Genomic DNA, 24,884 nt, shown 5'->3' on the forward strand with positions numbered 1-24,884 from the left:
TTATTTCAGAATATTAGCAATATTGACATAATTCAACGCATTGATAAAATGGTAGTTAACAAGATTATAATGCTGAGTTGGAGGGGAGTATGATGATTTCTGATAGACTTGCAGCAATTCCAGATAGTTATTTTGGTAAGATGATGGGGCGTAAGGTAGAACATGGACCATTGCCATTGATTAATATGGCTGTCGGAATTCCAGATGGAGAAACACCACAGGGCATCATTAATCATTTTGCTGAAGCACTTCGTTTACCTGAGAATCAAAAGTATGGAGCTTTTAATGGTAAAGCATCGTTTAAGGAAGCAATTGTGAATTTCTATCAAAGACATTATGGTGTTGTATTAGACAAAGATGAAGAAGTGTGTATTTTATATGGAACTAAAAATGGTTTAGTAGCATTATCTACTTGTATCGTTAATCCAGGTGAAAATGTTCTTTTGCCAGATCCAGGTTATATAGATTATTTAGCAGGTGTCATGTTAGCCGATGCAAATCCAATCTCTTTGCAACTTCATCTGCCTGATTATTTACCAGATTGGAATGCTGTAGATACCCAAATTTTAAAAAATACAAAGTTAATTTACTTAACATATCCTAATAATCCAACTGGTTCTACGGCAACTCAAGATGTATTCGGTGATGCAATTAAAAGATTTAAAAGGAACTCAAACTAAAATTGTTCATGACTTTGCCTAAGAGCGTTTGGTTTTGATTCAAAAAATCCAAGTATTCTCGCTTCAAAGAATGGAAAAGATGTTGCTATAGAGATATTTTCTTTATCTAAGGGATACAATATGTCAGGTTTTCGTGTTGGTTTTGCAGTTGGAAATAAAGGTATGATTCAAGCACTGAAAAATTATCAAACGCATACAAATGCAGGAATGTTTGGTGCAGTACAAGATGCTGCTACTTTTGCACTTAATCATTATGATGACTTTTTAGAACAACAAAATGATACCTTTAAGCAAAGACGAAATACTTTTGAAGCGAAGCTTGCTAAAGCCAATTTATCTTATATTCATTCAAAGGGTGGTATTTATTCATGGTTACAAACACCGACTGGGTTTGATAGTGAATCATTTGAACAATTTTTATTAAAGGAAAAGTCTATTTTAGTTGCGCCTGGTATACCTTTTGGTGAGAACGGTAAGGATTATGTCAGAATATCACTGGCTTTAGAGGACAAACAGCTTGAAGAAGCAGCACAAAGATTAATAGAACTTAAATATTTATATCAGGAGAAATGTGGTTTAGAAGGATATATAAGTTATGACTAAAATTAAATTAATGAGTGTCAGAGAAGAAGATTTACCTTATATTGAGGCTTGGGCACAACAACATCAGGTGGAAGATGACTTCTCTCGCGAGCAATTGACTGAAAACTACGTAGAGTCAGTTAAAGATTGTGATGGATTATCATTATCACAAACGCTACCCATTTCCGAGGAAATTTATAAGAAGTTAGAAAGTTACGGCATTAAACAAATAGCTCAAAGAAGTGCTGGATTTGATGATTTTGATTTAGATCTTGCTACATAATACAATATAATCATCTCTAATGTACCTTCATATTCTCCACGCAGTATTGCAGAATTTAAAGTTACCCAAGCTATCAATGTACTGAGAAATTATAATAGTATACGACGTAAGATGCGATTATATGATTTTAGATGGGAACCGTCAATTCTATCCCAATCACTCAGTGATTTGAAAGTTGCTGTTATAGGAACTGGTCATACTTGGAAGTATAATTGCACAAATTTTATCGGAAGGATATCGCTGTGATGTTGTTGCATATGATCCCTTTCCAAATGAGGTTATCAAGTTATATGTGACAAATCGATATTGCAAGAAGCTATTAGCGATGCTGATATTGTAACGATACATATACCAGCAACAAAGTATAATCATCACCTATTTGATGATAACGTGTTTAAAAGTTTTAAAAGTGGAGTTATATTTGTGAATTGTGCTAGAGGACGTTTAGTTGATACAAAAGCGTTACTTTCAGCAATAGACCAAAGAGGCAAAAATATTAATGATCCATACTTGGATGCTTTGATTGAGAGAGACGATGCTATTTTTACACCTCACATAGCTTTTATACAGAAGTGGCAGTTCGAAAATTAATTTATGATGGCCCTTGATGCTACATTAGAAGTTATAAAGACAGGGATATGAGATTAAGAGTAAATTAAAAAAGGCATAAAGCTTAACGATGATATCTGCTAAGCTTTATGCCTTTTTATTCATTTATTTTACATCATAACCTTGATCTTCGATGGCTTCTTTCATGCGTTCAATATTGGCTTTTGAGTCATTATACTCTACACGTACATTATTTTTAGCTAAATTAACTTCCGCACTTGAAACGCCGTTTAATTTAGCTAATGCTGATTCCACCGCATTTTTACAATGTTCACAACTCATTCCTTCAACTTGAATGATTTCTTGTGTCATATTTATTCACCCCTTCGTTAACAACGTTTAACTTTTTTAAAGTTTTAAATAATAATTTTTAGAAAATTACTATTTTTGTAAAATTTAAAATACAATAATGTTACCTATAATTTCATCTTTTTAAGTCTTAATGCATTTGTAACAACACTAACTGAACTTAAAGCCATAGCTAAACCAGCAATCCAAGGTGCTAGTAAACCACATGCAGCAATAGGAATACCTGCTACATTGTAGCCGAAAGCCCAAAATAAGTTTTGACGAATATTCCTTATAGTAGCTTTACTTGCTTTAATGGCTTTAGGTAGAAGTAGTAAATCGCCACCTAGAATAGTGATATCAGCTACTTCAATAGCAACCTCTGTACCTGTCCCGATAGCAATACCAATATTAGCTTTAACAAGAGCAGGTGCATCATTGATACCATCTCCAACCATAGCGACGTTGTTACCGTCGTTTTGTAATCGAGATATTTGTTCTGCTTTTTGTTCAGGTAACACTTCTGCAATGACACGGTTAATACCTACTTGTTGAGCAATTGCTTGGGCTGTCCGTTTATTATCACCAGTAAGCATCACTACATTTATATTCATGTCATGCAACGCTCTGATTGCGTTTTTCGCAGAGTCTTTAACAGTATCTGCAACTGCAATGACGCCTTTAAGCACACCATCAACGGCTGTCATCATTGCTGTTTGACCTTGTTGTTCATAATGATTTAACTTTTCATCTAAGTCTGTATTCACGGTAACATGTAAGTCATGCATTAGCTTTCTATTTCCAATTAAGACTTGTTGTTGTTGAATCATTGCTGCTATACCACGCCCTGGTATAGCATTAAATGAATCATTATCTAGTAAAGTAAGGTTTTTTGATTGGGCATAAGATACAATCGCTTCCGCCAGTGGATGTTCTGATGCTTTCTCAGCACTTGCTAAAAGTTGTAGCGTATTCTGATCACCTACATAATCTATAACGATAGGTTTCCCATTAGTGATGGTTCCAGTTTTATCAAACACGATAGTATCAATTTGATGTGTACGTTCTACATATTCTCCACCTTTAAAAAGTATGCCATTTTCAGCAGCACGCCCTGTACCAACCATGATTGAGGTTGGTGTAGCTAACCCTAGTGCACAAGGACATGCAATCACTAATACAGAAATTGCAGCAATTAGTGCAGGTTCGAATTGACTAGGATACACAAACATAATCCAAATTAAAAATGTGAATAATGCGATTACCACTACAATGGGAACAAAATATCCGGAAATAATATCGGCTAAACGTTGAATCGGTGCTTTAGAACTTTGCGCTTCCTCGACGACTTTTATGATATTAGATAATGCTGTATCATTACCGACTTTGGTAGCTTTCATAGTTATAGAGCCATTTTTATTGAGTGTTGAACCGATAAGGGTACTTCCAACACTTTTTTCAACAGGAATAGATTCGCCAGTTAACATAGATTCATCTATAGAAGTCTCTCCTTTAAAAACTTCACCATCTACTGGAATCTTTTCTCCAGGTTTAATAATTAAGTAATCACCTAATTTGACATGATTTAGTGGGACCATTATTTCTTGATTGTCTTTCAGTAAGCGTGCTTCTTTAGCTTGTAAACTCAATAATTCTCCAAGTGCATTTGTTGTTTGAGATTTTGCACGTGCTTCTAAATACTTACCGAAGAGGATTAATGTAATTAAAATTGCACTTGTTTCAAAATAAAGGTGTGGTTGATGCACACGATGTATTAACCACAAAATCAGCTCATAAATACTATAAAAGTATGCTGCGCTTGTTCCGACAGCGACTAGAACGTCCATGTTTGCAGAACCATTACGCAAATTCTTAAAAGCACCTACGTAAAATTGCCATCCAATTAGAAATTGGACAGCCGTTGGTAAGCTTAACTGTACCCATGGGTTCACTAATATAGCAGGAACATTTACAGGTAATAAATGTACGAACATTACAAATAGCGACGGTGCTGATAATATTGCAGAAATAATTAATTTCGTACGCTTATGTTTAAGCTCATGTTCTTTGCGCGACGTTTGATTGTCATTGTCTGACTTAAGTTCAGCATCGTAGCCTAATTTTTGAATGCGCTGAATTACTTCATCAGTAGTAAGATCACTCGGATAAAATTCTACAAGTGCTTGTTCAGTAGTTAAATTGACTGTAGCTTGTTGAACGCCATGCAGTTTATTTAAAACTTTTTCAATACGATTGGAACATGCCGCACATGTCATTCCTGTGATATCTAATGTTGTAGTTTTAGTTGTCATGCCGTTCACCTCCATTTCTTTTCACATGTTCAATGTACCCCCTGTAGGTATATATGTCAATTGCTTTGTTTATGTCATTGAAAATTAAAAAGGAGTGAGACAGAATTCATATCGAATTCATTGCCTCACCCCGGTAACGAACCCTAACTTGCTTTGTCTATTGAATTTCTGGATGAAATTCTCTTTATTAGGGCTCCCAGATTCACACCTAGTCTATATTAAAGAAATTGAGTAGACAATCATGAACGTCAATGGATGGAAAAATGTTGATCATTGGATTAATAGCTTACTTTGAATATTTGGATAGATTGTTACATCAATTTCGGATTATAAAAGAATGTTAAGAAAGATTTAAAAAAAGTCAGAAGGATTTAATTTTTCTAAATCAATATTTTTTAAATTATTAAAATCAAAATTTGTAATGTCTTGTACAAGCTGACCAGTTTTAGCATGATTATAATAATAACTTGCTTCATTTAAGATGTCGTGGCCTTGGAACGTTTTGATAAGGCCTAAAATAATAAGTGTCACATTCCTTGAGTATCTTTTTCATCAATGAAAGACTCCTTTATCTATTGGATAAATACAGTATACGTAATTTAAAATAAAAAACATGCGTCCATAGTACCGAAAATTTATTGTTCTATAGAAGTACTAGGATTTTTAATCCGTTAAAGAAGTTCTGTTTACTATGAAAGCTAGTACTTCTTATTTAAATGGTAAAGCATTTAAGTTCCGAAAGAAAAAGATAAAGTCTACTGTGAAACCCTTTTGATTGTTTGATTTATAACTTTTACGGGAATTTTAACTTAAAACAAGAGGATAGGTGATATAAAGTGACTTTATTAGATTTTCATAAAAAAATAAAAGGTTATACTCAAAATAGACAACCAGGTATCGAGGCAGAGATGAATACAAAACCAGTTGCAGAATTAGAGGAATATAAAGCTGCTGGTAAATTAGAAGGCAAAGTAGCGGTAATAACTGGGGGAGATTCTGACATTGGACGTGCTGTTGCAATTTTATATGCTAAAGAAGGGGCAAATGTTGCGATTGGATATTATGACGAACATCAAGATGCGCAAGACACAGTGAAACGTCTTCAAGAAATTGGCGTTAAAGCTAAATCTTATGCTCATGATTTGAAAGATGCCAAACAATCTCAAAAGTTAATTAGCGATGTAGTAAATGACTTTGGTACATTGAATATTTTAGTAAATAATGGTGGAGTACAATTCCCAAGAGATCACTTTGAAGATATTACACCTGAACAAGTGAAAGAAACATTTATGACAAATATTTTCGGTATGATGTTCTTATCTCAAGCAGCGGTTCCATATTTATCTGAAGGGGATACAATTATTAATACTACTAGTGTTACAGCTTATAGAGGTTCTGGACATCTCATTGATTATTCTGCTACAAAAGGAGCAATTGTGTCATTTACACGTTCACTTGCCACAACATTAATGGAAAAAAGTATTAGCGTTAATGCTGTAGCACCTGGGCCAATTTATACAACATTAATCCCTGCTAGCTTTGATGAACAATAGGTTGAGTATCAAGGAGGAGAAACACCAATGGGGCGACGTGGTCAACCAGCTGAACTAGCACCATCGTATGTCTTTTTAGCAACACATGCGGATAGTTCTTATGTAACTGGGCAGGTCGTTCATGTTAATGGTGGAGATTTTATAACTTCATAATACATGTTAATATCGCTACTCAGAGATTTATCAAAGACGCTCTGAGTAACTTTTTTATCCATAAATCAAAAAATTAAGAAATAGAGGGAAAATAATGACTGAAAAAGAGAAAATGTTAGCACATGAATGGTTTGATGCAAATTTTGATGAAGAATTAAAAAGTAATCGATTAAAAGCTAAAGATTTATGTTTCGCCTATAACTATACTCGTCCAAGTGAAAAAGCAACAAGACAAAAAATTTTAACTGAGTTATTTGGTTATCAAATCACTAATGTGAGTATTTCTATACCTCTCGATACTGATTATGGTTGGAATGTTAAATTTGGAAAAAATGTATCTTTAAATACTAATTGTTATTTAATGGATGGTGGAGGTATTCAATTTGGAGATGATGTCTTTGTCGGTCCTAATTGTGGCTTTTATACTGCAACACATCCTTTAGATTATGAAACGCGTAATAAAGGATTAGAATTAGCAGAACCTATAGTAGTGGGAAGTAATACTTGTTTTGGTGGACATGTTTCAGTGTTTTCAGGAGTAACAATCGTTGAAGGTAGTGTGATTGGCGCGGGGAGTGTAGTAACTAAAGATATCCCGCCGAACAGTTTAGCAGTTGGTAATTCATGTAAGGTAATTAGACAATTAAACAAAGAATAATTTCAAAAAGAAAACAGTCATTTATAGATTTTAGTAAGAAGAAAATAAATGTTTTAAGAGTTATAGTTTTAACACTTTAATGAAAGCGATTGCAAAAACTAGAAGCTACATAGTAAAATGAAACAAAGGTTATGACAAATACTTATGATTAGTATGTTGGTTATTCACTGAAAGACTTGGTCATACCTCAATAAACAAAGGATGCTAGAAATTTTAATAATTCGTAGGGGGTAATTAACAATGGTAGTACCTTTTAAGAATGAACCTGGTATTGATTTTTCAGTACAAACAAACGTTAATCAATTCAATAGTGAATTAAAGAAAGTAAAAGCACAATTTGGGCAAGACATACCATTAGTTATTAATGGAGAGAAAGTTTATAAAGACGATAAATTTGAATCAATTAATCCTGAAGATACATCTCAATTGATTGCGAAAGTATCTAAAGCCACAAAAGAGGATGTGGAAGAAGCATTTAAAGTAACTAATGAAGCCTATCAATCATGGAAGAAGTGGTATCATAAAGATCGTGCTGAATTGATGTTACGTGTCGCAGCAATCATTCGTCGACGTAAGGAATAAATTTCTGCTGTGATGGTCTATGAAGCTGGTAAACCATGGAATGAAGCGGTTGGCGATGCTGCTGAAGGTATTTGACTTTATCGAATATTATGCACGTTCGATGATGGAATTAGCTGATGGTAAATCTGTGCTAGATCGTGAAGGAGAACATAATAGATACTTCTATAAACCAATCGGTACAGGTGTTACAGTTCCTCCATGGAACTTCCCATTTGCAATTATGGCTGGAACTACTTTAGCACCTGTAGTAGCAGGTAATACCGTACTATTAAAGCCAGCTGAAGATACAGTATTAACAGCATATAAATTAATTGAAATTCTTGAAGAAGCAGGCTTATCTAAAGGTGTAGTTAACTTTATTCCTGGAGATCCTAAAGAAATTGGAGATTACTTAGTCGACCATAAAAATACACACTTTATTACATTTACTGGGTCTCGTGCTACTGATACACGCATTTATGAACGTAGTGCAGTTGTTCAAGAAGGTCAACAGTTCTTAAAACGTGTCATTGCTGAAATGGGTGGTAAAGATGCCATCGTTGTTGATGAGAACGTTGATAAAGATTTAGCAGCTGAAGCAATTGTAAAGTCTGTATTTGGATTTTCAGGTCAAAAGTGTTCAGCATGCTCTCGCGCAATCATTCATAAAGATGTGCACAGTGAAATTCTTGAAAAAGCTGTAAAATTAACTAAAGATTTGACTTTAGGTAATACAGTAAACAATACGTTCATGGGACCAGTAATTAATCAAAAGCAATTTGATAAAATTAAAAATTATATCGAAATTGGTAAAGAAGAAGGTAAGTTAGAGCAAGGTGGAGGAACTGATGACTCTACAGGTTACTTTGTTGAACCGACAATTTTTTCAGGTCTTAAGTCAACAGACCGTATTATGCAAGAAGAGATTTTTGGACCGGTAGTAGGTTTTATTAAAGTAAATGACTTCGATGAAGCAATAGCAATAGAAGTAGCAAATGATACTGACTATGGATTAACAGGTGCAGTAATTACAAACAACCGTAAACACTGGATTAAAGCTGTTAATGAATTCGATGTAGGTAATTTATACTTAAATCGTGGTTGTACAGCAGCAGTGGTAGGTTATCACCCATTTGGTGGGTTCAAGATGTCTGGTACGGATGCTAAAACAGGTAGCACTGATTATCTACTTAATTTCTTAGAACAAAAAGTTGTTTCTGAAATGTTTTAGTTTGAATTTCAAGTATTTCTTACTTGAAGCGTTTTGTCAATGCTTAGATAATGTCGTTGCAATGAATTAAGCCTGAGACACAAATTATTGTTTCAGGCATTTTTATGTATATTCAATAGATAACTGAATTGAAAATACACTTATATCAAGCATTTTTTAACTATGGTAAGACCCCAACAAAGAGAATTTCATATAGAAATTCAACAGACAAAGCAAGTTGGGGTTACACTTGTACGGGACAACGAATTCTATCCTACTACCCAAATTCTAACGGCTTTTTTCAGTTTAAAGCTTATGCATACCTCATAATATAATAGGTAAGATATTCAGGATTTGAACAATCTTCTGTGTGAATAGGTATATATTATTATATTAACTTTCGTTATTTTAAATTCTCTCATTATATATACTCATTTATCTAAATTATTTTCATTACATATGAGTTTGATAAATGATTAAGAAAATCTAAAAATTTAAACAGTTCACAAAATAGACATAATCAATCTTGTTTAGTTATTGTAAAACGAAGAAGATAGTAATATTCTTTTCTTAAATGATAATGGTTATTAATTAGAAGTAGAAAGTGTGAATATATTGATTAGTATTAACAATGGGGAAAAAAATAAAAAGTATAGAGTTAAGCATATAGGTATTACTAATAAAAATATGTTATATCGTTTAGGAGCATTTGGTTTAAACATTGGAAGTGAAATTAGTATCAAACAAAAATGTTTGTTAAATGGTCCAAGTGTCGTTGAGGTGAATGGACAGTATCTCAGTTTGCGACAAAGTGATGCACGACTCATAGCATTAGAGGAGTAGTATTATGACTGAAAGTTACTGTATTTTAGGGAATCCTAATGTAGGTAAGACATCTTTATTTAACGCTTTAACTGGTTCCTATGAGTATATTGGAAACTGGAGTGGGGTTACAGTTGAAAAGAAAATAGGAAAATTAAAGGAAAACATTGGTGACTTAGTTGATTTACCAGGAATATATGATTTGTCACCTATCTCTAAAGATGAAACTGTCGTTACAGATTATTTAATGTCAATCCCTTTTACAGGCATGATTAATATTATTGATGCGTGTCAATTGAAAAGAAATTTAAATCTTACTATACAACTTCTGGAACTAAATCGACCAATGATAATTGGGTTAAATATGATTGATGTAGCTACACAAAGAGGTATTAAAATTAGACACGATGTATTAATGAGAAAGTTAAAGGTACCTATGTTTCCAATTGTGGCGAGAAAAGCGAAAGGTACAAACCTTTTACTTGGTGAATTAAAATTTTTAAAACCTCAAGAACGTCAATTATTCAAAATCAATTATGGCCTGAAAATTGAAGAAGCAATTAAACAAATGAGTACCATCATTGAGCAACATGAAAGTTTTCCTTCTGAAAGATTACGTTTTATAGCTATACAATATTTATTGGATAATGTTCAAATATATCAAGAGCTTAATACTATAACATTGGAGCAATTAGAACCTATTAAAAATGGATTAAACAATGGTTCAGACCAAACTATACGTCAGCAAATCGAAGCGATACGTAATGATTATATCGATCGTTTATTAGAGGGAGTCGTAGAATACCCCGAAGAGGACAAGCAATTTTTTACTTCGAAAGTGGACAGATTATTATTAAATAAATATTTAGGCATCCCAATTTTCTTAGGTATTATGTGGCTGATTTTTCAAACGACATTTACTTGGGTCGGAACGCCATTATCAGATCAATTAGACGCATTCTTTAGCGGACCATTATCTGATTGGGTAAAAACGGGGATGAATGCACTGCATGTTATGCTATTTCTTCAAGATTTAATTACTGATGGAATTATAGCAGGCGTAGGTTCAGTACTTGTTTTTGTACCACAGATTGTCGTACTATTTTTCTTTATTTCTTTACTAGAAGACTCAGGTTATATGGCTAGAATAGCTGTGCTGATGGATAAAACGATGGAGTCTATCGGTTTAAGTGGTAAGTCTTTTATACCTATGATAATAGGATTTGGATGTAATGTACCAAGTATTATGGCAGCGCGGAGTATTGAAAATGAAAAAGAACGGCTCATTACTATTTTGATTGCACCTTTTATGTCATGTTCAGCACGTTTACCTGTATATGCGCTTTTCGTAGGTGCATTTTTCTCAGCTTATCAATCTCTAGTTGTTCTTAGCTTATATGTTTTAGGTATTATTGTCGCACTATTAGTAAGTACAATATTAAATAAATTAATTTTGAAGGACGATCAATCAGTCTTTATTGTTGAGTTACCTACTTATCGAGTGCCTTCTTTTAAAACATTGTGGCGTAGTACTTGGGAAAAAGCGAAAGGATTTGTAAAAAAAGCAGGGACATTTATTTTTGGTGGATCAGTTGTGATTTGGACCCTTACTTATATTGGTCCTCATGGTGTCAATGTGAAGATTGATCAAAGTTTTATGCACATGATAGGGCAAGGATTTGCGCATCTTATTGCTCCATTAGGGTTTGGATCTTGGCAAGCAGGTGCTACGTTAATTCCTGGATTCTTAGCTAAAGAGGTTATCATTAGTTCAATGGCAATTTTGTATTCCTCTAGTGAGAATGGTTTAGCACACGTGATTCAACAACAATTTACACCATTATCAGCATATGCATTTATGATATTTATTTTACTTTATGTTCCATGTATTTCTACAGTGGCGACAATTCGTAAAGAAACAAGTTCATGGAAATGGACGTTAATTGCCGTTGTTTATCCTATCTTAACGGCGTATGTATTAACATTAGTATTTTATCAAGCAAGTCAATTATTTATATAAAGGATGAATAGATATGTTCATATTAGTGAATACAATATTATTTATGGCTATTTTTGGTTACACAGCTATGACATTAGTTAAGTTTTTCAAACGTTCAAAACAAGGTAAATGTGGGGGATGTAAAACAGGTTGTGATTGCAATACAATCCCAACTTCAAATAAGAATCAATTAAATATTCCACATATTAAATCATAGATATTAAGTAGTAACATTAAATCTCTTTATTTACGAAAGTATTTTGTGAGATAAAGAGGTTTATTTATTAAGGAGACATTGAGGTATTATTAATTTTTGAAAATAATGATTAAAAATTTTAAAAGGTGATATATTATATGTATTATGTCAAAGTATGATACAAAGATTATTTTAATGGAGGTTCGGACTTATGAAGGGAAGCAAAAAATTAGATAGCTTATTAGATGATAATAATAAAAAACTGAAAAAATTATTCAAATATGATAAAAAAGAAGCATTATCTTTTACTAAAGAAGACAGAGAAAAAGTCAAAGATAAATTTGGGGTTTATGTTATCTTTGATGGTAAAAAACCAGTATTCGTAGGTCAAACTGGCGGTTATTCTGCGACTTACAAACCAATTAAAAAGGATTTATTTACAAAATTAGGTCAATATAACGCACACTCAGATGCTGGTACAACAAAATTTAGAAAAGGTTATGCACAAAGTAAAGAATTAAATTTGGATAATTTAAAAAGATCACTGCGTTAGAACACGGTTTAACTTTCCAATATATTAAAGTAAAAGATGAGCCTGCATTTATCAATATTTTAGAAATTTTAGCTTTAGAATATGCTAAGGCTAAAGGATATGTACTTTATAATTTTGAATAATTAATCAAAATATAATAATGTTGTAATTCCTCTTATAGGACCCATTAATGTGTATTCATTATATAACGCATTAATTGGTTTTTTCTTGAGAAAGAGGTGGTTGAAGTTATAAGATGTTTCCAAGGAGATGAGATAAGCATGTATCAAACGATATATGAATCACCACTAGGTGCATTGCAATTAATAACCCAAGATGGCGTATCATTATCACATATTTTATATCCCAATCAACATATGGAGAATATAAGTTCTTATAATCAACTTGCTATTTTTAAAGATACCAGATACTGGTTAGATGAATATTTTAAAGGTCATCAACCATCTATTAACTTTGCTATATCACCAACAGGAAGTGAGTTTCAACGTACTGTATGGCGAGAGCTAGAACATATAGATTATGGGGAACTTAAAACATATGGGGATATTGCCAAACGTGTAGGTAACGTTCTAGGTAAACCTAAGATGTCAGCCCAAGCTGTTGGGGGCGCAGTTGGCAGTAACCCAATCTCTATTATTATCCCTTGCCATCGTGTTGTTGGTAAAGATGGAAGTTTAACTGGTTACGGCGGAACAGTTGATAATAAAATCAAATTGCTAGAACTTGAGAAAGTCGATATGACGCATTTGTATAGGCCTAAAAAGAGCACTAAGCCATAGATAAGTATGCTTTAACCATTTATCATGGTATCTTAATCAATCTGTAGTCAGAAATAGTAAGACTAAATTTATAAATTGTGTCATTTGAGTTGCGATGCTTATTGTGTTTAAATGATATCTCATTCATTTGTATTTAATAAAATTTATAAAATCAAATGTAATAATCAGTATTGAATATAAAATAAAACCTGAGACATCAAGCATTGTCTCAGGAATTTTTTACATATTGGCAGGCGAAGACTAAATTGAAAATTCGCTTATATCAAGCTTTTTCAACTGAGCCCAACAAAGAGAATTTCACACAGAAATTCAACACACAAGGCAAGTTGGGATTCGAGGCCGGGTTGGAACAACGAATTCAATATGAATGCTGTTTCACTACCACTATGTTAGGAATGAAATACAATTTAGTTTTATGATGATTATTTAGCAATATGATATTTACGAATGTTATCATTAATTTCTTTTAAATAGAAGATATCTTTATCCTCTGCAGATTGCTCAAGTTCATGATTGAATTCTAAGTTATCAAAACGTTCAAAGAAACTTTCATACTCATCTACTGAAACTTCTATACGATTGTTCAATAATGATTGATGACTTTCAATATCTAAATGATCTTTGAAACCGTCTACTAATGTGGCACTAAAGAATTCACCTACTGAACCTGAACCGTAACTAAAGAGACCAATAGTTTGACCTTCTTTAAGATCTCGAGTTTCAAGTAATGAGATAAGACTTAAGTATAGAGAACCTGTGTATATGTTGCCCACATAACGATTATAATAAACAGCATCTTGGTAGCTTGATTTAAGACGTTTTTGAGTTGTGTCATCGGCATAATCAATGATTGAGTCTAAAGCTTTTTGACCCATCTTTGTGAAAGGGACGTGGAAACATAATGATTCGAAGTCAGCAAGAGATTTATCTTGACGACGCGCATATTCATTCCAACTTTCTTGGAATGATTTAATATAAGCATCTTTAGACAGTGCACCAGCAACTAGAGGATATTTATGACCAGTTGGACGCCAGAAATCGTAAACATCTTCTGTACATGCCACAGCATCATCATTAAGTTTTAAAATACTAGGCTCATGTGAAATAATCATTGCTACAGCACCAGCACCTTGAGTAGGTTCACCACCTGAGTTGATGCCATAACGTGCAGTATCACTTGCAATCACAAGTACTTTTTCGTTAGGATGTTGTGCGAGGTAATCTTTAGCAAGTTGTATAGCAGGAGTTGCTGCATAACAAGCTTCTTTCATTTCGAAACATCTTGCAAATGGTTGAATGCCTAAAAGGTTGTGAATTTGCACTGCTGCTGCTTTTGCGTTATCAATTGCAGATTCAGTTGCTACAATTACCATACCAATATTCTTTTTATCTTCTTCTGTTATAATATCTTTAGCAGCATTTGCTCCCATAGATACAATATCCTGGTGGACTGGACTGACAGCCATTTCTGTCTGACCAATGCCAATTAAAAATTTATTTGGATCAACATGGCGCGCTTCAGCTAATTTGGCCATATCTACATAATATTTGGGCACATAAAAGTTGATTTTATCGATACCTATATTCATATGATGTTACATCCTTTCTATTTTAGAAGTAGCACTAGTATCATACCAGAGAAAAATCATTTTATACAATGAAATATAACAGAATCTTTAACTAAAGTATATAAGTTGTGTAAGCGATTCACGCAACATTTTGCAAAGTTAAGTTAATAATTTATGCAACATAAATTGAAATATAAATCTAAGGATGATTAGAGCAATTTAAAATAAATATAGTTACGTATAAAAGGAGTTTATCAATGAAAAGTTTAGATAAGGGTTTTAGACATTTAGCCCGAAAGGATAAGTTAAAGAAACTTGTTGATTACGGTTGGTTAAAAACAGATAACTATGATGTACTACTTAACCAACCACTTATCAATGAAGAAGTAGCAATTAGTCTAATTGAAAACGTAATTGGTCAAGGTTCATTACCGGTGGGATTATTACCTAGAATTATTGTAGATGATAAAGAGTATGTTGTACCAATGATGGTGGAAGAACCTTCAGTTGTTGCAGCAGCAAGTTATGGTGCTAAACTGGTAAATCAAAGTGGAGGGTTTAAGACAGTTTCGAGCGAGAGGCTTATGATAGGTCAGATTGTCTTTGACGAAGTGAATGATACGGAGCAATTGGCTTTAAATATTGAACAACTAGAGTCAAACATTCATAAAATCGCTGATGCTGCTTATCCATCTATAAAAGCACGAGGTGGTGGCTATCGTCGAATTGAAATTGATACTTTCCCTGAACAGCATTTATTATCTTTAAAAATTTATGTTGATACGAAAGATGCTATGGGTGCTAATATGTTAAACACTATTTTAGAAGTTATCACAGCACACCTAAAAATTGAGTTTCCACATTATAATGTCTTAATGAGTATTTTATCTAATCACGCGACAGCATCAGTTGTCAAAGTACAAGGTGAAATAGACGTTAAGGATTTAAATAGAGGAGAAAGGAGTGGCGAGGAAGTTGCATATCGCATGGAACGAGCTTCAGTGCTTGCACAAATAGATATTCATCGTGCAGCGACTCATAATAAAGGGGTAATGAATGGTATACATTCAGTAGTGCTCGCGACAGGTAATGATACTCGAGGTGCTGAGGCAAGTGCACACGCCTATGCGAGTCGAGATGGTCATTATAGAGGTATTGCAACTTGGAACTATGATAAAGCAAGAGGTAAATTAGTAGGGACGATTGAAGTGCCAATGACATTAGCTATCGTTGGAGGTGGTACAAATGTATTACCAATCGCAAAGGCGTCTCTTGATCTTTTAAATGTTGAGAGTGCTCAAGAACTTGGCCATGTAGTGGCAGCTGTAGGTCTAGCTCAAAACTTCTCCGCATGTCGTGCATTAGTATCTGAAGGTATCCAACAAGGTCATATGAGTTTACAATATAAATCATTGGCAATTGTTGTAGGTGCACAAGGCGAAGAAATTGAACAAGTAGCGGATGCAATTAAACATGAAACACAAGCTAACACAGCAAAAGCTAAAGAAATTTTAGAAAATATTCGCCATTCATAACTAAAAAACCATCAAACGGGTATATCCAGTTATACGAAACAAAATAGGATTAACCTGTTTGATGGTTTTTATTATTACATTAATAAATGTAGTTATAGTTGTGAGCAGATGATTTACTTAAGACACGAGTGCCATAACCTAATGGCACATTATAGTTATATTCAGAAACTTTAATGCTTCCACTTTTATATACTTTTTCGACGATGGCAACATGACCATAGTAACCTGAAGTAGATTGCATGATTGCATATTTTTTTGGTCTATGACCTGTTTTATAACCAGTGCGACGTGCTTTATAATACCAATTTTTGGCGTTGCCCCATTGATTAGATACAGGTTTTCCTAATTGAACACGACGTTTAAATGCCCACCAAGTACACTGTTTTTTATTATAGTAATTGTATGAAGCAGCATGTGATACGTGTGTTTGTTCTAAAGTTTGATATGTTAAAGTTCCAGTGAACATAATTACAGTAGCGATAATCATACGTGATAATAATTTTTTAAGTTCCATTTCTTTCTCCCAAAAAATTTATTTTTTAATAACCGTATTTATAATAATCTTTAAAAATACGTAATACAACATAAGAAATGGATTAAAAAACTAAATGTAACGTCACTGAAATATTTACATAGATTTTGTAATATAGTTAATATTGTATAAAACTTATAAATAAAAAATGACGCCCGAATGGACGCCGTACGAGATGATAAACTCCATGTATATAAGTATGCGTTAATGTTAAAATCATGTAATAACACTAATTTATACGTTGGTGAATTGGTTGAAAACGGATAGTGCGCGTTTAATACTCGCTACTTGTATGTTTTCAGGACATGGATGATTTCGAAAATATGTCAATATTTCATTTTGGCTCTTCACTTCTCTAGGAAAATTGATATCTTGATTAATCCAAGCAACCAATTCACCTAATGGTGTGTCATCACCAAGGAAATTTTGCATAAATTCGTAAAAGCTCACTCTCTCACCTCAAAATTTTTATGAGCTGAAAATTATTGTAACATATTTTCAATTTTTAAAATACTTGTAAATGCAGAAAAAATAAATTATATTCTAAAAATTTATTAATCGTAAAAAGGTCAATCTTATTGTATAATTAAATATACTTTAACGATAACTATGACACAAATTGGGAGGGATATGCATGGATATTAAACATATGAAATACTTTGTTGAGGTTGTAAAACAAGGTGGTATGACAAATGCTTCTAAGTCTTTGTATATAGCACAACCTACAATTAGTAAAGCAATTAAAGATATTGAAGCAGAAATGGCTGTCTCTTTATTCGATCGAAGTAAAAGAAATTTAGTTCTTACGGATGCTGGGAAAATCTTTTTTAATAAGTGTAAAGAAATTATTGCACTTTATGGTAATTTACCTACCGAAATCAATAGTCTTTACGGTTTAGAAACGGGTCATATTAACATTAGTATGTCAGCAGTGATGAGTATGAGTAAATTTATAGGAGTATTAGGTGATTTCCATAAACTTTATCCAAATATTACGTATAACCTTATTGAGAGTGGCGGTAAAACAACAGAAAACCTTATTTTAAATGATGAAGTTGATATAGGTGTGACTACATTGCCTGTCGACCATCAGCAATTTGAATGTATATCATTAAATAAAGAAGAACTTATTGTTGTTTTAAACCAGGAGCATCCACTTGCAAAAAAATCTTCTGTTAAAATGGAAGAATTGGCCGATGAAAACTTCATTTTATTCAATGAAGATTTTTATCTTAATGATAAAATTATTGAAAATGCCAAAAATGCTGGTTTCGTTCCCAATATGGTATCTCAAATTTCGCAATGGAACGTTATTGAGAACCTCATCAGTAATCAATTAGGTGTGTCTATATTGCCAACTACTATTGCACAATTATTAAATGAAGATGTGAAAATCGTGCGTTTAGAGAACACACACACAACGTGGGAGCTTGGAGTGGTTTGGAAAAAAGATAAACGTCTTAGTTATGCTACGAATAAATGGATAGAGTTTCTTAAAGAAAGATTATTTAAAGAACAATAAGATTTAAGAAACTGATTGATAAAGTTAACTGAAAAAACTCTTTTCGGGTTTATAACTTCCCATTTTTTAGCTTTCGGATAAAGCATCTTTAGATTGTGCTAAGTTTAAATAATTTTTCAAAAAGTTTAACATGTAGTTAAAATAGTTTGTGTAAACTGTTGATTGTCTGATGACGATTAACAGTTTTTTTAGTTTAAATTGTTAACGTTTACATAGATATAAGTAATAGAAAATATTCTGAATAAATATTTTTAATATATAATAGCGAAAATTATAATGGAAAGTATAACTGAAAAAATTAGTAACAATTTGGACACATTTTCTAGAAAGGGATGATGTTGATGGAGAAAGTTAAATTTATAATCAAACTCATACTTCAACTTGCACTTATTATGCTAATCACTTTTATAGGTACAGAAGTGCAGAAGATACTACACATCCCATTAGCGGGGAGCATTGTTGGTTTAATTCTATTCTTCCTACTTTTACAGTTTAAGATTATTCCAGAAAAATGGATTAATGTTGGTGCAGACTTCTTACTTAAAACAATGGTATTTTTCTTTATTCCATCTGTTGTAGGAATCATGGATGTCGTTTCTAATATCACTTTAAATTACATTCTATTTTTTATTGTCATTATTATAGGTACATGCTTAGTTGCACTATCATCTGGATTTATTGCTGAAAAAATGGTAGGAAAAAGTAATTCTAATAAAGGAACTGATCAATCATGAACGAATATTTACAAGCAGTTCTAATGATTTTATTAACAGTCGTACTATATTATGTTTCTAAGAAACTTCAAGATAAATATAACAATCCACTATTAAATCCAGCGCTTATTGCTTCGGTTGGAATTATTATCGTTTTATTGGTTTGCGGAGTCAGTTATAAGGGGTATATGAAAGGTGGCACTTGGATTAATCACGTATTAAACGCGACTGTCGTATGTCTTGCATATCCTTTATATGAGAATAAAAAGAAAATAAAGAAATATCTCTCTGTAATTTTTGCAAGCGTGTTGACTGGTGTAGTACTTAATTTTGTGTTAGTATTTACAACGTTGAAAATCTTTGGTTATTCTAAAGACACGATTGTTACCCTGTTACCAAGATCAATTACAGCAGCAGTAGGAATAGAAGTTTCTCAAAAATTGGGAGGAACAGACACAATTACTGTGCTCTTTATCATAACTACAGGATTGATCGGCAGTATTCTAGGTTCTATGCTTTTACGTATGGGAGGATTTAAATCTTCTATTGCGAGGGGACTAACTTATGGGAACGCGTCTCACGCTTTTGGTACTGCTAAAGCATTAGAACTAGATATAGAATCAGGAGCGTTTAGTTCAATTGGTATGATTTTAACAGCAGTGATTAGCTCTGTCCTTATACCAATACTGATTTTATTGTTTTACTAAAGGGAAAGATTTACTCATATTAATAGAAAGGGAGGCTATTTGTTAAAATGGCACAAATTAAAGCAAACGAAGCATTAGTTAAAGCACTACAAGCTTGGGATATCGATCATTTATATGGTATTCCTGGTGACTCAGTAGATGCTGTTGTTGATAGCTTACGTACTGTAAGAGATCAATTTAAGTTTTATCATGTACGTCACGAAGAAGTGGCAAGTTTAGCTGCTGCTAGTTATACTAAGATGACAGGTAAAATTGGGGTTGCATTAAGTATCGGAGGTCCTGGTATTGTACACTTATTAAATGGTATGTATGATGCTAAAATGGATAATGTTCCTCAACTTATCATTGCTGGTCAAACAAATAGTACTTTATTAGGCATTAAATTCTTCCAAGAAACGAATATATCTAAAATGGTTGATGATGTAGCTGTATATCGCCACCAAGTTCAAAAAGGTGATAATGTATTTGAAATTACTAATGAAGCTATTCGTACTGCATATGAGAAAAAAGGTGTCTCAGTAATCATTTGTCCAAATGATTTATTAACTCAAAAAATTAAAGACACTACAAAACGTGCAGTAGATACAACTAAACCAAAACCAGCTTCACCTAAGTTCAAAAGTATTAAAAAAGCAGCTAAATTAATCGATAAAGCTAAGAAGCCAGTAATGCTAATTGGTTTAGGTACACAAAATGCTAAAGATGAATTGCGTGAATTTATTGAAGCGGCTAAAATTCCAGTTATTCACACGTTACCAGCAAAAACAATCTTACCAGATGATCATCCTTATAATATTGGTAATCTAGGTAAAATTGGTACTAAGACATCTTACCAAACAATTCAAGATGCGGATCTGTTAATTATGGCAGGTACAAACTACCCTTATGTCAACTATTTACCTAAGAAGAATATTAAAGCTATCCAAATGGATACTAATGAAGAAAATATTGGTGCACGTTTTAAAATCAATGTTGGCATTTTGGGAGATAGTAAAGTTGCCTTCCATCAACTAACTGAAAATATTAAACATGTAGCGAAACGTCCATTCTTAGATAAAACGTTAGAACGTAAAGCTGTTTGGGATAAATGGATGACACAAGATTTAAATAATAATAAATCACCATTACGTCCAGAACGTTTGATGAAAGCAATCAATGATAACTTGAAAGATGACGCTATTATCTCTGCAGATGTAGGTACATCTACAGTTTGGTCTACACGCTATCTTAACCTTTCAGTTAATAATAAGTTTATTATTTCAAGCTGGTTAGGTACAATGGGCTGTGGTTTACCAGGTGCAATGGCAGCTAAAATTGCATATCCTAAACGTCAGGCTGTGGCAATCACAGGTGACGGTGCATTCCAAATGGTAATGCAAGATTTCGCAACAGCTGTACAATATGATTTACCAATGACCATCTTTGTGTTAAATAATAAACAGTTATCATTCATTAAATATGAACAACAAGCCGCTGGTGAATTAGAATACGCAATTGATTTCTCTGATATGGATCACGCTAAATTCGCTGAAGCTGTTGGTGGTAAAGGTTATGTTGTTAGAGACGCTAGTCGTCTAGATGACATTGTTGAAGAAGCTATGGCTCAAGATGTACCAACAATTGTAGATGTACATGTAGATCCAAACGCTGCACCATTACCAGGTAAAATCGTTAATGAAGAAGCATTTGGCTATAGTAAATGGGCTTATAGATCAATCACTGAAGATAAAAATTTAGACTTTGATCAGATCCCACCAATCTCTGTAGCTGCAAAACGCTTCTTATAATAGGTGCTTTCTTTAAGAATTCGATTAAAATGTCGAGTTCTTTTTTGAAATTGTTCTTGTAAACGCTTTATTAAACATGTATACTATATGTGAATCAAATAGATTGCGTGTTACTGATTATGCAGGCATGAGCAAATAAGAATTACCAATCTTTCTTGTAATGAAAGCAGTGGTCTTATTTGTTCATGTCTTTTTCTATAACAACATGCATGAATTTTAGTTAGAGAGGATTGAATTGATATGTTTAAGAAGCTATTTGGTCAATTGCAACGTATTGGTAAAGCATTGATGTTACCCGTTGCGATTTTACCAGCAGCTGGTTTACTTTTAGCAATTGGGACAGCTTTCCAAGGTGAATCGTTGCAGCATTATTTACCATTTATTAAAAATGATGTCGTTCAACAAGTCGCTAACATGATGACAGGTGCAGGTGGAATTATCTTTGATAACTTACCTATCATCTTTGCATTAGGTGTAGCAATAGGACTTGCTGGTGGGGATGGCGTTGCAGCAATTGCAGCTTTTGTCGGCTTTATTATTTTAAATAAAACGATGGGAGCATTTTTACACGTAACTCCTGGACAATTATCAGATCCATCTAAGGGATATGCTAAAGTTCTTGGTATATCGACACTACAAACTGGTGTCTTTGGCGGTATTATTATCGGGGCTCTCGCCGCCTGGTGTTATAACAAGTTTTACAACATTTCTCTACCATCATACTTAGGTTTTTTCGCAGGTAAACGATTTGTACCGATTATGATGGCGACAACTTCGTTCATTTTAGCTTTCCCGATGGCAATCATCTGGCCATTTATTCAAAATGGATTAAATGCATTTAGTGAAGGATTATTAGACTCTAATACAGGTTTAGCGGTATTTTCATTCGGCTTTATTAAACGTCTATTAATACCATTTGGCTTACATCATATTTTCCATGCACCATTCTGGTTTGAGTTTGGTTCTTGGAAAAGTGCAGCAGGAGAAATTATTCGTGGTGACCAACGTATCTTTATCGAACAAATACGTGAAGGTGCACATTTAACATCTGGTAAATTCATGCAAGGTGAGTTTCCTGTCATGATGTTCGGTTTACCTGCAGCAGCATTAGCAATTTATCATACTGCTAAACCTGAAAATAAAAAAGTAGTTGCGGGTTTAATGCTTTCTGCAGCATTAACATCATTTTTAACTGGTATTACTGAACCTTTAGAATTCTCATTTTTATTCGTAGCACCATTACTATTCTTTATCCACGCTATACTTGATGGTTTATCATTCTTAACATTGTATTTATTGCATGTACATCTAGGTTATACTTTCTCAGGTGGATTCATAGATTATGTCCTATTGGGTATTTTACCGAATAAGACATCATGGTGGCTGGTCATTCCAGTAGGTTTAGTTTACGCGGTAATCTATTACTTTGCTTTCAGATACCTTATTGTTAAATTTAACTTTAAGACTCCAGGACGTGAAGATAAGCAGGCGACAGTTACCAACACGTCTGCGAGTCAATTACCATTCGATGTGTTAAAAGCAATGGGCGGCAAAGAAAATATCAAACATTTAGATGCATGTATTACACGCTTAAGAGTGGAAGTGAATGAAAAATCTAAAGTAGATGTCGCAGGACTTAAAGCTTTAGGTGCTTCAGGAGTACTTGAAGTTGGAAATAATATGCAAGCCATCTTTGGACCTAAATCTGATCAAATTAAGCATGATATGGCTAAAATTATGAGTGGTGAAATAACTAAACCAAGCGAAACAACCGTTACTGAAGAAACTTCAGATGCGCCTGTACATGTTGAAGATATTATTGAAACTGAAATCTACGCACCAGGTACTGGAGAAATTATTCCACTATCAGATGTTCCAGATAAAGTATTTTCTGAAAAAATGATAGGTGATGGTGTAGGATTTATACCTGAAACTGGTGAAATCGTAGCACCATTTGATGGTACAGTTAAAACGATATTCCCAACTAAACATGCTATTGGTTTAGAATCAGATACGGGAGTCGAAGTTTTAATTCATATTGGTATTGATACAGTTAAACTAAATGGGGAAGGTTTCGAAAGTTTAGTTAATGCTGATGAACCTGTAACCCAAGGTCAACCATTAATGAAGGTTGATTTAGCTTACTTGAAAGAGAACGCTCCAAGTGTAATTACCCCAGTCATTATTACAAATCTAGGAGATAAAATTTTAACGATTGAAGATGTTAAACAAGTGGATCTTGAAAAATCTATTATGAAAATTAAATAACGATTTAAATCAAAGCATTTAAATTAATCTTGAATGGAGATGTTTATTAGTGATGGTAAATTATCTCCATTTTTATTATACATATGAGATTTTGTTGTGAAAGAAGATGACTGTTGAGTTGACAATAAAGTTAATTATCGGCAATGTTGATGTTAGAATAAATATCTTAGAGTAGGAGGGGCAATGAGGTAATATGGATAACTTGAAGCAAGATAAACGTTCTAGAAGAAGGGCTAAAGGTAACAAATTTTTAAATATATTGATGTTTATCGGTATGATTGTATTGATACAAATACCCCTTGCCATTTCACTTTTAGCATTGTCTTTTTCAACTCAATTAAGGAACTTAACAACCATTGCGGTAAGTATGTTGATATTAGGGATAGTATTATTAATTATTTGGCTCGTTAGAGGTTACTATTTAAATCATACATATGAAGATCCACATCAAAGAATAAGAGGTAAAGATATTTTAATTAATATAGGGTTTTTCTTATTAGCAACTGCTTTTAGTATTGGGGGTAGTATTTTAATGCTCACATTTACTGGAAGTGATAGTACTGCAAATGAGAAGAATATTGATGAAAGCTTAAGTGTATTCATGCAAAAAGATCATTTACCACATATCTCAATCGCTATCACAGTTGTTTTAATGATATGCGTTATTGGACCTTATCTTGAGGAGCTACTCTTCCGAGGTATATTTAAAGAAACCTTATTTATGAAATGCCGATTCTGGTTACCATTGATTCTTTCGTCTCTGGTTTTTAGTTCTCAACATTTATCAACAAATATTTTTTCATATGCATTATACTTTTTCATGGGATGTGCATTATATCTAGCTTATGATAGGAGACGGAATATTAAAGATAGTATGATGGTTCATATGCTCAACAACTCTGTTTCAACACTTCCGGTATTTATAGGATATTTGTGGTTATATTTTAGATAATATATTTAAATATTAAATATGAAGACCTGATTGGAAGACAATAGTCTTTTCAATCAGGTCAT

General features: G+C 33.1%; 17 protein-coding genes and 6 pseudogenes. 17 read left to right on the top strand and 6 right to left on the bottom strand.

Translation table 11 applies throughout. The annotated features are described in order from the left end of the window. The first annotated feature begins 185 nt into the window (after positions 1–185). Positions 186–1,283 (top strand): annotated as a pseudogene (locus tag DYE57_RS01760) (aminotransferase class I/II-fold pyridoxal phosphate-dependent enzyme). Then, positions 1,276–2,204: pseudogene (locus DYE57_RS01765) on the top strand (D-lactate dehydrogenase). Before DYE57_RS01760 ends, DYE57_RS01765 begins: the two co-directional pseudogenes overlap by 8 nt. Before the next feature lie 55 nt (positions 2,205–2,259). Here the strand turns inward: DYE57_RS01765 and copZ are convergent. The 3 genes and pseudogenes from copZ to DYE57_RS01780 all read right to left on the bottom strand — a co-directional run bounded on the left by copZ (position 2,260) and on the right by DYE57_RS01780 (position 5,285). Then, a complete protein-coding gene (copZ, locus tag DYE57_RS01770) occupies positions 2,260–2,466 on the bottom strand; it encodes a copper chaperone CopZ (RefSeq protein ID WP_115312641.1) in 207 nt (68 codons plus the stop codon). Between the two features lie 104 nt (positions 2,467–2,570). Further along, a pseudogene (locus DYE57_RS01775) lies at positions 2,571–4,733 on the bottom strand (heavy metal translocating P-type ATPase); the annotation flags it as partial. A gap of 372 nt (positions 4,734–5,105) precedes the next feature. Further along, positions 5,106–5,285 carry a hypothetical protein gene (locus tag DYE57_RS01780; protein WP_115312643.1) on the bottom strand — a complete coding sequence of 60 codons (180 nt, stop codon included), beginning with the start codon at positions 5,283–5,285 and terminating at the stop codon, positions 5,106–5,108. 305 nt (positions 5,286–5,590) lie between these two features. Here DYE57_RS01780 and DYE57_RS01785 point away from each other — a divergent pair. The 8 genes and pseudogenes from DYE57_RS01785 (at position 5,591) to DYE57_RS01825 (ending at position 13,238) form a co-directional block, all read left to right on the top strand. Beyond that, positions 5,591–6,460, top strand: a pseudogene (locus DYE57_RS01785) (SDR family oxidoreductase). Positions 6,461–6,554: 94 nt separating this feature from the next. Continuing rightward, positions 6,555–7,118, top strand: a complete 564-nt coding sequence (locus DYE57_RS01790) for a sugar O-acetyltransferase (RefSeq protein WP_115312644.1) — start codon at positions 6,555–6,557, stop codon at positions 7,116–7,118. Between the two features lie 240 nt (positions 7,119–7,358). Next, positions 7,359–8,910, top strand: a pseudogene (gene pruA, locus DYE57_RS01795) (L-glutamate gamma-semialdehyde dehydrogenase). A 594-nt stretch (positions 8,911–9,504) separates the two neighbouring features. Next, entirely contained in the window at positions 9,505–9,732 is a 228-nt protein-coding gene (locus tag DYE57_RS01805; RefSeq protein ID WP_115314109.1) for a FeoA family protein, read from the top strand. Positions 9,733–9,736: 4 nt separating this feature from the next. Next, on the top strand, positions 9,737–11,731 hold the full coding sequence (feoB, locus tag DYE57_RS01810) for a ferrous iron transport protein B (protein ID WP_115312646.1): 1,995 nt from the start codon (positions 9,737–9,739) through the stop codon (positions 11,729–11,731). Positions 11,732–11,744: 13 nt separating this feature from the next. Continuing rightward, a complete protein-coding gene (locus DYE57_RS01815; protein WP_115312647.1) occupies positions 11,745–11,927 on the top strand; it encodes a FeoB-associated Cys-rich membrane protein in 183 nt (60 codons plus the stop codon). 190 nt (positions 11,928–12,117) lie between these two features. Further along, a pseudogene (locus DYE57_RS01820) lies at positions 12,118–12,581 on the top strand (hypothetical protein). A 138-nt stretch (positions 12,582–12,719) separates the two neighbouring features. Further along, positions 12,720–13,238: a methylated-DNA--[protein]-cysteine S-methyltransferase gene (locus DYE57_RS01825; protein ID WP_115312648.1), complete on the top strand. Its 519-nt coding sequence runs from the start codon at positions 12,720–12,722 to the stop codon at positions 13,236–13,238. A gap of 422 nt (positions 13,239–13,660) precedes the next feature. Here DYE57_RS01825 and DYE57_RS01835 read toward each other — a convergent pair whose 3' ends face one another. Next, complete coding sequence (locus DYE57_RS01835; RefSeq protein WP_115312649.1) at positions 13,661–14,827, bottom strand: hydroxymethylglutaryl-CoA synthase; 1,167 nt, start codon at positions 14,825–14,827, stop codon at positions 13,661–13,663. A gap of 236 nt (positions 14,828–15,063) precedes the next feature. On the opposite strand from DYE57_RS01835, the gene DYE57_RS01840 reads away from it, so the two are divergent. Further along, entirely contained in the window at positions 15,064–16,341 is a 1,278-nt protein-coding gene (locus DYE57_RS01840; protein ID WP_115312650.1) for a hydroxymethylglutaryl-CoA reductase, degradative, read from the top strand. A gap of 79 nt (positions 16,342–16,420) precedes the next feature. On the opposite strand, the gene DYE57_RS01845 is transcribed toward DYE57_RS01840, so the two are convergent. Then, on the bottom strand, positions 16,421–16,855 hold the full coding sequence (locus tag DYE57_RS01845; protein WP_115312651.1) for a CHAP domain-containing protein: 435 nt from the start codon (positions 16,853–16,855) through the stop codon (positions 16,421–16,423). 252 nt (positions 16,856–17,107) lie between these two features. Then, complete coding sequence (locus DYE57_RS01850) at positions 17,108–17,323, bottom strand: sterile alpha motif-like domain-containing protein (RefSeq protein WP_115312652.1); 216 nt, start codon at positions 17,321–17,323, stop codon at positions 17,108–17,110. 184 nt (positions 17,324–17,507) lie between these two features. On the opposite strand from DYE57_RS01850, the gene cidR reads away from it, so the two are divergent. The 6 genes from cidR to DYE57_RS01880 all read left to right on the top strand — a co-directional run bounded on the left by cidR (position 17,508) and on the right by DYE57_RS01880 (position 24,822). Next, entirely contained in the window at positions 17,508–18,395 is an 888-nt protein-coding gene (gene cidR, locus DYE57_RS01855) for a cidABC operon transcriptional activator CidR (RefSeq protein WP_115312653.1), read from the top strand. A 341-nt stretch (positions 18,396–18,736) separates the two neighbouring features. Next, positions 18,737–19,129 (top strand): CidA/LrgA family protein, encoded by a 393-nt coding sequence (locus DYE57_RS01860; RefSeq protein ID WP_115312654.1) that lies wholly within the window; start codon positions 18,737–18,739, stop codon positions 19,127–19,129. After that, positions 19,126–19,815 carry an LrgB family protein gene (locus DYE57_RS01865; RefSeq protein ID WP_115312655.1) on the top strand — a complete coding sequence of 230 codons (690 nt, stop codon included), beginning with the start codon at positions 19,126–19,128 and terminating at the stop codon, positions 19,813–19,815. Before DYE57_RS01860 ends, DYE57_RS01865 begins: the two co-directional genes overlap by 4 nt. 47 nt (positions 19,816–19,862) lie before the next feature. Next, positions 19,863–21,602 carry a pyruvate oxidase gene (locus DYE57_RS01870; protein ID WP_115312656.1) on the top strand — a complete coding sequence of 580 codons (1,740 nt, stop codon included), beginning with the start codon at positions 19,863–19,865 and terminating at the stop codon, positions 21,600–21,602. A 240-nt stretch (positions 21,603–21,842) separates the two neighbouring features. Further along, on the top strand, positions 21,843–23,870 hold the full coding sequence (gene ptsG, locus DYE57_RS01875) for a glucose-specific PTS transporter subunit IIBC (RefSeq protein WP_115312657.1): 2,028 nt from the start codon (positions 21,843–21,845) through the stop codon (positions 23,868–23,870). Between the two features lie 193 nt (positions 23,871–24,063). Further along, positions 24,064–24,822 carry a CPBP family intramembrane glutamic endopeptidase gene (locus DYE57_RS01880; protein WP_115312658.1) on the top strand — a complete coding sequence of 253 codons (759 nt, stop codon included), beginning with the start codon at positions 24,064–24,066 and terminating at the stop codon, positions 24,820–24,822. Positions 24,823–24,884 lie beyond the last annotated feature (62 nt).

The organism is Staphylococcus saccharolyticus, assembly GCF_900458815.1.
Classification (GTDB): domain Bacteria; phylum Bacillota; class Bacilli; order Staphylococcales; family Staphylococcaceae; genus Staphylococcus; species Staphylococcus saccharolyticus.